This window comes from Nonomuraea lactucae, from assembly GCF_003313395.1.
GTDB classification, from domain to species: Bacteria; Actinomycetota; Actinomycetes; order Streptosporangiales; family Streptosporangiaceae; genus Nonomuraea; species Nonomuraea lactucae.
This window is the reverse complement of sequence record NZ_QNFZ01001056.1, coordinates 22,156-28,706: the sequence shown is the minus strand read 5'-3', so window position 1 is coordinate 28,706 and position 6,551 is coordinate 22,156. Positions and strand designations below refer to the sequence as shown.

Genomic DNA, 6,551 nt, shown 5'->3' with positions numbered 1-6,551 from the left:
CGGCGAGCGGGCGGCCATCGCGGCGACGGCGCCGCCGCGCTCCAGGCGTTCGAGGCGGGCGAGCAGGGCCTCCTCGCCCTGCGCGGCGCCGGGGAGCAGGACGCGCGCGCACATCAGCTCCAGCAGCAGCCGCGGCGACGTGGCGCCGCGCATCTCGGTCAGGCCCGCGTTGAAGACCTCCGCCGCGCGGGTGAGCTCGGCCGGGCCCATCGAGGCGGCCTGCTGGACCAGGCGCTCCAGCTCGTCGGCCGGCCGGTCGAGCAGGCCGCTGGCGGCCGCCTCGGGCACGTTGGCCAGGATGACCAGGTCGCGGAACCGCTCCAGCAGGTCGGAGGCGAACCGGCGCGGGTCGTGACCGCCCTCGATCACGCGGTTGACCGTGTGGAAGACGCGGGCTCCGTCACGCGCGGCGAACGCCTCGACGACCTCGTCGAGCAGGTCGCCGTCGGTGTAGCCGAGCAGCGAGACGGCCTTGGCGTAGGTGATGCCGTCGTCGTCGGCTCCGGCGAGGAGCTGGTCGAGGATGGACAGCGAGTCGCGGGCGGAACCGGCCCCCGCGCGGACGACGAGAGGCAGGGCGTTCGGCTCGAAGGGGACGTGCTCCGAGGTGAGGACCTCCTCCAGCAGCGCGCGGAGCGTCGCCGGAGGCATCAGCCTGAACGGGTAGTGATGCGTGCGCGACTTGATGGTGCCGATGACCTTCTCGGGCTCGGTCGTCGCGAAGATGAACTTCAGATGCGGCGGAGGCTCCTCGACGAGCTTGAGCAGCGCGTTGAAACCCTCGCGGGTCACCATGTGCGCCTCGTCGATGATGTAGATCTTGTAGCGCGCGGACACCGGGGCGAAGAAGGCCCGCTCGCGCAGGTCGCGCGCGTCGTCGACACCGCCGTGGGAGGCGGCGTCGATCTCGATGACGTCGAGGTGGCCGGGGCCGGTGGGCGCGAGCGCGACGCACGACTCGCACACCCCGCACGGGTCGGGGGTCGGGCCCTTCTCGCAGTTGAGCGAACGCGCCAGGATGCGGGCACTGGACGTCTTGCCGCAACCACGCGGACCGCTGAACAGGTAGGCATGGTTGATGCGCCCCGTGCGCAACGCCTGCCGCAGCGGATCGGTGACGTGCTCCTGTCCCTTGACCTCGGCGAAGGTCCCGGGGCGGTATTTGCGGTAAAGCGCAAGGCTCATGCGACCATCCCGCCTGAAGGGGCTCACAACGAAGAGACCCCTCGCACACCCGCCAGAGCCCGCTTATCCTTGCTGCCTTCCGGCCCTGGGGAGGTTCACAGGATGACGCCGCGCGAGGGGTCCTTGGACAGTCTAGCCGGATGCGGCAGTGCTCGCTGCAGTGAAATCGTGGTCTCCATACCTCGACGAGTCCGGTAAGCTCATCGGCGGAGGATTCGCCTAGTGGCCGAGGGCGCACGCTTGGAAAGCGTGTATAGGGCAACCTATCGGGGGTTCAAATCCCCCATCCTCCGCCAGCTCAGAGGGGCCACGCCGAGATCATCGGGGTGGCCCCTCTGGCATTGGGTCTCAGTTTGGGTCTCAGTTGGCCTCACCGGGACCCTCTTTGATCTCCTCTTGCGCCTCCCAGATGAGGCCACCGACTTGCTTGGCGACGGTCTGTCGGATGCCGTCCGTCACGTGCTGGTACCGCGCAGCCATGCCAGAGGCAGACCATCCCATGATCGCCATGACCGTGCGCTCAGGCACTCCCAGGATCAGCAGCACCGTTGCGGCGGTGTGACGAGCATCGTGCAGACGTCCGTCCCGTAGGCCGGCGGCCTTTAGCAGTCCCTTCCACTCGTGATAGTCGGTGTACGGGCTCACAGGTTGACCCGTCGCCGTGGTGAAGACCCAACCGCCCTCCTGCCAGAGCTGACGTGCTGCTCTACGGTCCTTTTCCTGCTCTGCCCTGTGCTTCCTGAGCAGGATCACCAACTCATCAGGCAGACCGATCACGCGCCGTCCGGCCTTGGACTTAGTGTCCGATGTGGCCTCGTTGACCTGTTTGCGCTTTGGGCAGTAGCCGGGCTTCCGGCCGCAGGGTTGAGCGTCGCATCCGTGGGCGTACTTGGGCCGTTGACGACTACGCCGTACCCGAAGGATGCCCTTGTCGAGATCCACGTGTTCCCACCGCAGGCCGAGGGCTTCGCCCTGTCGCAGGCCGAGGGCGAGCGCGATTCCCCACCGTGCGCTGTTCCTCGGCAGGGCATCGGCGGCCTTGAGAAGACGGCGAATCTCTTCGATGTCGTACGGCTCGATCTCGGCGTCCGTGAGCGCCGGGGGCTTGGCGAGCTTCGCCGGGTTCTTGGTGATGTGACCGCGTCGTACGGCCTCGTTGAGTGCGGCGCGAATGGTGCGATGCACGTGGTGAGCCGTACCGGCCTTTCTTCCCGACCGCTGGATCTTGGCGTAGAGCTTTTCGAGGTGCTCAGGCTCCAACTTGTCGAGTCGATGAGCACCGATTCCGGGGATGAGGTGTGTCATCACGTCCACCTTGTAGCCGGAATGCGTGCTTTCCCGAATGGCGGGCGGAACGGCGATGTTCTCGATCCAGTGAGTCAGCCACTTCACGACGGTCCAGCGCTGTCCAGCCTTGCGGACGTTTCCGCTGTCCCGCTGGCGTTCCAGCTCGCGCACCGCTTTGATGACTTGAGCCTCTGTCTTGCGCTTCACATGACGACGGTCGGGCGTGCCGTCGTCCTTGACGCCTACGGTGACCCGACCATGCCACTTGCCATCCGCGCCGAGGTAGATGCTTGATGCACCGTTGGGCTTCCGCGTTCCCATGTGCGTCCCCTTCAGGCTGCGTTGCGTTGTGCTGGGCAGTGGGCGCGGAGCATGGACACGTAGTCATGCAGGGACTCGACAGGAACGCGGCGCAGACGTCCGATACGAACGGACTGGACAGCACCAGTCGTGACGAGCTGATACATCTGCGTTCGACCGATCCGCAGCGAACGCGCGGCCTCCTCCACTGTGAGAAGTAGAGCTTCTTCAGTCTTGGTCGGCATGACGTTGTCTATTTGATCAATGGCCATGGGACCGTGGTCCTTTCACTGTGGTGATCGGGGCAGGTGGCCTCGGCGGTTGTGCTTGGTGGCTTGTCGTCGAGGCCGGCTGTCGACAGGACTTGGGAGGGGTATCCGTCCCATCCGTCCCAAGCTCATTTCCGCAGGTCAGGCTTGGGACGGATGGATTAGGTGGGACGGGTCAACCCGTCCCAGGTACGCTTTCCGTCCCGCGCTGACCTGCGGTGACGACGTTGGGACGGTTGGGACGGGTACCCCTGGCGAAGTCGAGGACATCGCCGTTGGGAACGGGTTCGACGGTCGGGCAGTAGCGCGTCCACGCGTCCAGGAAGTCGGCGCGCCGGTAGCCCTTGGCCTGGTGTCCGGTGGCGGGGAATCGGATGTTGGCCGACCGGATGTCGTATTCGGCCAGCATCAGGCCAAGCTTGCGTGGGGTGAGTCCGGCAGGGCCGTGGTCGGCCCATTCGCCCTCGGGGTCGGCCTTGAGGCGTTGCAGCAGGTCGGCAGTCGAGAGCGCGGTGTCGGTGCCGAACGCGGCGCGGCAGTCGGTCAGCAGTCGGACGCGAGGTGAGGGCTGGTTTTTGTCGTCGGCTTCGGCGGTCAGCGCCACGGCGGCGGCGCGGGCGCGCTTGGGCCAGGTGCCGCCGGCGTGGTCGGCGACGATGATTAGGGGTTCCCAGGTGTCGGCGGCGCGGTCTTCCACGGGCATGGCCGGTTCTGCCTTTTCCAGCGCGGCCAGCTCGGCGCGTAGCCACTGGTTGAGGCGGCCGGCCAGGTCGCGCAGCGGGGTGCGGTCGCGGCGATGCCGATACGGTGCGGCGCTCTCGCCGGCGGCGCGCCGGCGCATGCGGATCACCAGGGCGCGGTCTTCGATCGTGTCGGGCATCGCGCCGATACCGGCCAGGGCCGCCATGGCGAAGGTCGGGATGGACTCCACGCGGTTGGCGTTGGCGTCGTAGCGCTTGGCCGGCCGGTTGCGCTGGTGTCCGGCGTTGAGCAGGCCGCGTAGGTCTTCGTTGCCGTCTGCCTTGGGGCCGAAGATGGTATCGGCCTCATCGACCAGCAGCGTCGGCGGGTCATCGCTGATGGAGCGGTAGACGGCGGCGCTGGAGGAGTTGACGGTGATGAACGGCGCGTGGCAGGTGGCCTCGACGATGTCGAGCAGCCGGGACTTGCCGCAGCGCTTTTCAGGGGCGCGGATCACCAGGCGGGGAGCGTGCGCCCACGCGGGTTGTGCGTGGGTGGCGGCGATCCACAGCGTCACAGCGTCGGCGGCCTGATCACTAGGCAGGATCACGTACCGGGTCAGGGCGGCGCGGAGCTGGTCGAGCAGGGCCGCGCCGGTGGGCGGGTGATGGGTCATGGTCAGGTTCTCCCTCATGGTGGTGCTCATGCGGCCTTGCGGCGGCGCGGTTGGGCCGTCACGCCGGCGCGTAGGCCGGAGGCGATGACGGCGGTGATCTCGCGGGGAGAGTTGGGCGTGCGGTCGGGGTGGCGGTGGTTGGCCATCTCGGCGGCGCGGGTCAGGGCGGCAGTGACCGCCTGCTCGGGCAGCACGCCACGTGCGATGAGTTGGCCGAGGTTGAACGCGGCCAGGTTGAGCGCGTGGTTCCGACCTCCCCCGGGAGCGGTGGCCACGCGCTCAGCCTCGGCGCGGAGGGCTGTCTCGCCGTAGCGGCTCAGCCGATAGCCGGGCAGGCTGGCCAGCAGGTCGCCGGTCGGGGCCGGTGGCGGCGGTGGCGTGAGCGCATGGACCAGCCATGCCGGGAGCGGTGCCGGCGGCGCGTCACGGATGATCCGGTAGGGGTTGGTGCCGTCGCGCTGGCGTACGTAGCTGCCTGGTCCGACCACGTAACCGCCGTGGGCGCGGGTGTCGATGAGCCAGCCGAGGCCGCCCCTGGCACCCGCCGTGTTGCGCAGGTGTACGCCCTCGGGGGCGGCGTAGTACAGGTGCAGGCCGCCGCGCCGGGTGCGTACGGTCAGGGTGTCGCCGGGATACGGCTCGCCTCGGCTCTCGCACAGTAGTTGGAAGGCCTCCTCACCCGAGGTCGCGCCGTCGTGGGCGGCCTCGGCGGGCGGGTGCTCGCCGGGCTTGGGCATATCCAGGTCGATCACGACCAGTCTCGAAGGTCCGCACGCGATGCCGACGTTGTAGGGGGCGCGTTGCCAGAACGTCGCGATCCGGTCAAGGTCTGTCGTGGCGTGGCGCTCCCAGTCAATGAAGCCGCGCAGGGGCTTCTTGCCCCCCGGTGTCAGCGGGAAGACGTGCCAGCCCCGCGCGGCGGCCTCCAGTGCGCTGGAGGTGAGGGTCAGTGCGCGGTGTCCGGCCTCAACGCCCCCCATTGGACGCTCTCCCTTCGGGTTGCCACAGGCCGGTGCCGTCGCAGTGACGGCACCACCAGACCCGGTAGACCTGAGCGGGGGTATGGGTGAGGGCGTCCAAGGGGGTGGCCGGATGCGTGATCAGGGACAGTCCCGCCCAGCCAAGGCGGATGGCCACCAGAGGCGGCGGCACCGGACCGACCGCGCGGGTTACGGGGATGGTGCCGTAGCCGGCGACGCGTACCGCGTGCCCGGGGTGCAGGTCAGCGGCACGGGTGGACGTCGGCGTGGCCGGTGTCGGGGGCGGCGTGGGGGCGCGGCCATGGTGGCGGGTCTGGTTGCGGGTGCGGGTGGCTGTCATGCTGGTTGGTGCCTTTCTTCTGGTGATTAGGAGCAGGGCGGGCGGCCTCGGCGGTTGTGCTTGGTGGCTTGTCGCCGAGGCCGCATTGCGCCCTCGCGTTCGCGGGGATGGCGTGACCTAGAACGGCGGCTTGTCGCTGGCCCACGGGTCGGCGGGCGAGCCGCCGGCGTGACCGTTGCTGCCGGTGCGGGCCGCCTTCTGCGGTTTGGCGGTGGCGAACCGCAGGCTGGGGCCGATCTCATCCACGGTCAGTTCCATGACGGTGCGGCGGTCGCCGTCGCTCGCCTCGTAGGTGCGCTGGCGCAGCCGGCCGGAAGCGATGACGCGGGTGCCCTTGGTGAGGGATTCGGCGACGTGGTCGCCGAGGTCGCGCCACGCCGAGCAGCGCATGAACAGCACCTCACCGTCTTCCCACTTCTCGACGCCCTTGTTGTAGGTGCGGGCGCTGGAGGCGATAGTGAAGGCGGCCACGCCCACGCCGTTCTGCGTGTAGTGGAGCTCGGGGTCGCCGGTCAGGTTGCCGATGATGGTGATCGTGGTTTCGCCGGACATGGCGGGTCTTCCTTCCTGGGGTTGAGCGGGGCAGGGTTAGCGGGTGCCGTCGCGGTGCAGACGGCGGAGGTAGACGTAGAGCTGCCAGCCGAGGCGGGGCCGCATGCCGGTGCCATCGCAGGCACGGCAGGTGCGGTTCTTGCCGCCGGGGGCGCAGCGTCGGCAGGTGCCCCACGGAGAGGCGTAGCACCAACCGATGTAACCGACAGTGACGGTCGGTAGGCAGACGACTAGTAGGGCGATGATGGTGCCCATCGGGCCTCCAGGGCGGGTTTTCGGGG

The 6,551-nt window shown here is 68.8% G+C and carries 7 protein-coding genes, 1 tRNA gene and 1 other RNA gene; 1 reads left to right on the top strand and 8 read right to left on the bottom strand.

The genetic code is table 11. The features are described from left to right. Together DQW85_RS41380 and ffs are read right to left on the bottom strand one after the other, a co-directional pair. Positions 1-1,185: DNA polymerase III subunit gamma and tau (locus DQW85_RS41380; protein ID WP_113705190.1), on the bottom strand; the 1,185-nt coding region annotated here is incomplete at its 3' end. Between the two features lie 29 nt (positions 1,186-1,214). Next, positions 1,215-1,310: signal recognition particle sRNA small type (gene ffs, locus DQW85_RS41375), an RNA gene on the bottom strand. Between the two features lie 83 nt (positions 1,311-1,393). Here ffs and DQW85_RS41370 point away from each other — a divergent pair. Next, a tRNA-Ser gene (locus DQW85_RS41370) sits at positions 1,394-1,481 on the top strand. A gap of 64 nt (positions 1,482-1,545) precedes the next feature. Here the strand turns inward: DQW85_RS41370 and DQW85_RS41365 are convergent. The 6 genes from DQW85_RS41365 to DQW85_RS41345 all read right to left on the bottom strand — a co-directional run bounded on the left by DQW85_RS41365 (position 1,546) and on the right by DQW85_RS41345 (position 6,270). Beyond that, positions 1,546-2,793 carry a tyrosine-type recombinase/integrase gene (locus DQW85_RS41365; protein ID WP_113705189.1) on the bottom strand — a complete coding sequence of 416 codons (1,248 nt, stop codon included), beginning with the start codon at positions 2,791-2,793 and terminating at the stop codon, positions 1,546-1,548. A gap of 11 nt (positions 2,794-2,804) precedes the next feature. Beyond that, positions 2,805-3,044, bottom strand: a complete 240-nt coding sequence (locus DQW85_RS41360; protein ID WP_240197762.1) for a helix-turn-helix domain-containing protein — start codon at positions 3,042-3,044, stop codon at positions 2,805-2,807. 172 nt (positions 3,045-3,216) lie between these two features. Continuing rightward, on the bottom strand, positions 3,217-4,428 hold the full coding sequence (locus DQW85_RS41355) for a DUF3631 domain-containing protein (protein WP_240197761.1): 1,212 nt from the start codon (positions 4,426-4,428) through the stop codon (positions 3,217-3,219). Further along, positions 4,425-5,378 carry a bifunctional DNA primase/polymerase gene (locus tag DQW85_RS41350; RefSeq protein WP_113705188.1) on the bottom strand — a complete coding sequence of 318 codons (954 nt, stop codon included), beginning with the start codon at positions 5,376-5,378 and terminating at the stop codon, positions 4,425-4,427. The genes DQW85_RS41355 and DQW85_RS41350 overlap by 4 nt, the downstream gene beginning before the upstream one ends. Further along, positions 5,365-5,718 (bottom strand): hypothetical protein, encoded by a 354-nt coding sequence (locus DQW85_RS45235; RefSeq protein WP_162795792.1) that lies wholly within the window; start codon positions 5,716-5,718, stop codon positions 5,365-5,367. Before DQW85_RS45235 ends, DQW85_RS41350 begins: the two co-directional genes overlap by 14 nt. A gap of 117 nt (positions 5,719-5,835) precedes the next feature. Continuing rightward, positions 5,836-6,270 (bottom strand): single-stranded DNA-binding protein, encoded by a 435-nt coding sequence (locus tag DQW85_RS41345; RefSeq protein ID WP_113705187.1) that lies wholly within the window; start codon positions 6,268-6,270, stop codon positions 5,836-5,838. Between the last annotated feature and the right edge of the window lie 281 nt (positions 6,271-6,551).

Bases quoted from the DNA above. Each gene is read 5' to 3' on its own strand.
- DQW85_RS45235 (WP_162795792.1), bottom strand. From the start codon at position 5,718: ATGACAGCCACCCGCACCCGCAACCAGACCCGCCACCATGGCCGCGCC.
- DQW85_RS41360 (WP_240197762.1), bottom strand. From the start codon at position 3,044: ATGGCCATTGATCAAATAGACAACGTCATGCCGACCAAGACTGAAGAA.
- DQW85_RS41365 (WP_113705189.1), bottom strand. From the start codon at position 2,793: ATGGGAACGCGGAAGCCCAACGGTGCATCAAGCATCTACCTCGGCGCG.
- DQW85_RS41355 (WP_240197761.1), bottom strand. From the start codon at position 4,428: ATGAGCACCACCATGAGGGAGAACCTGACCATGACCCATCACCCGCCC.
- DQW85_RS41345 (WP_113705187.1), bottom strand. From the start codon at position 6,270: ATGTCCGGCGAAACCACGATCACCATCATCGGCAACCTGACCGGCGAC.
- DQW85_RS41350 (WP_113705188.1), bottom strand. From the start codon at position 5,378: ATGGGGGGCGTTGAGGCCGGACACCGCGCACTGACCCTCACCTCCAGC.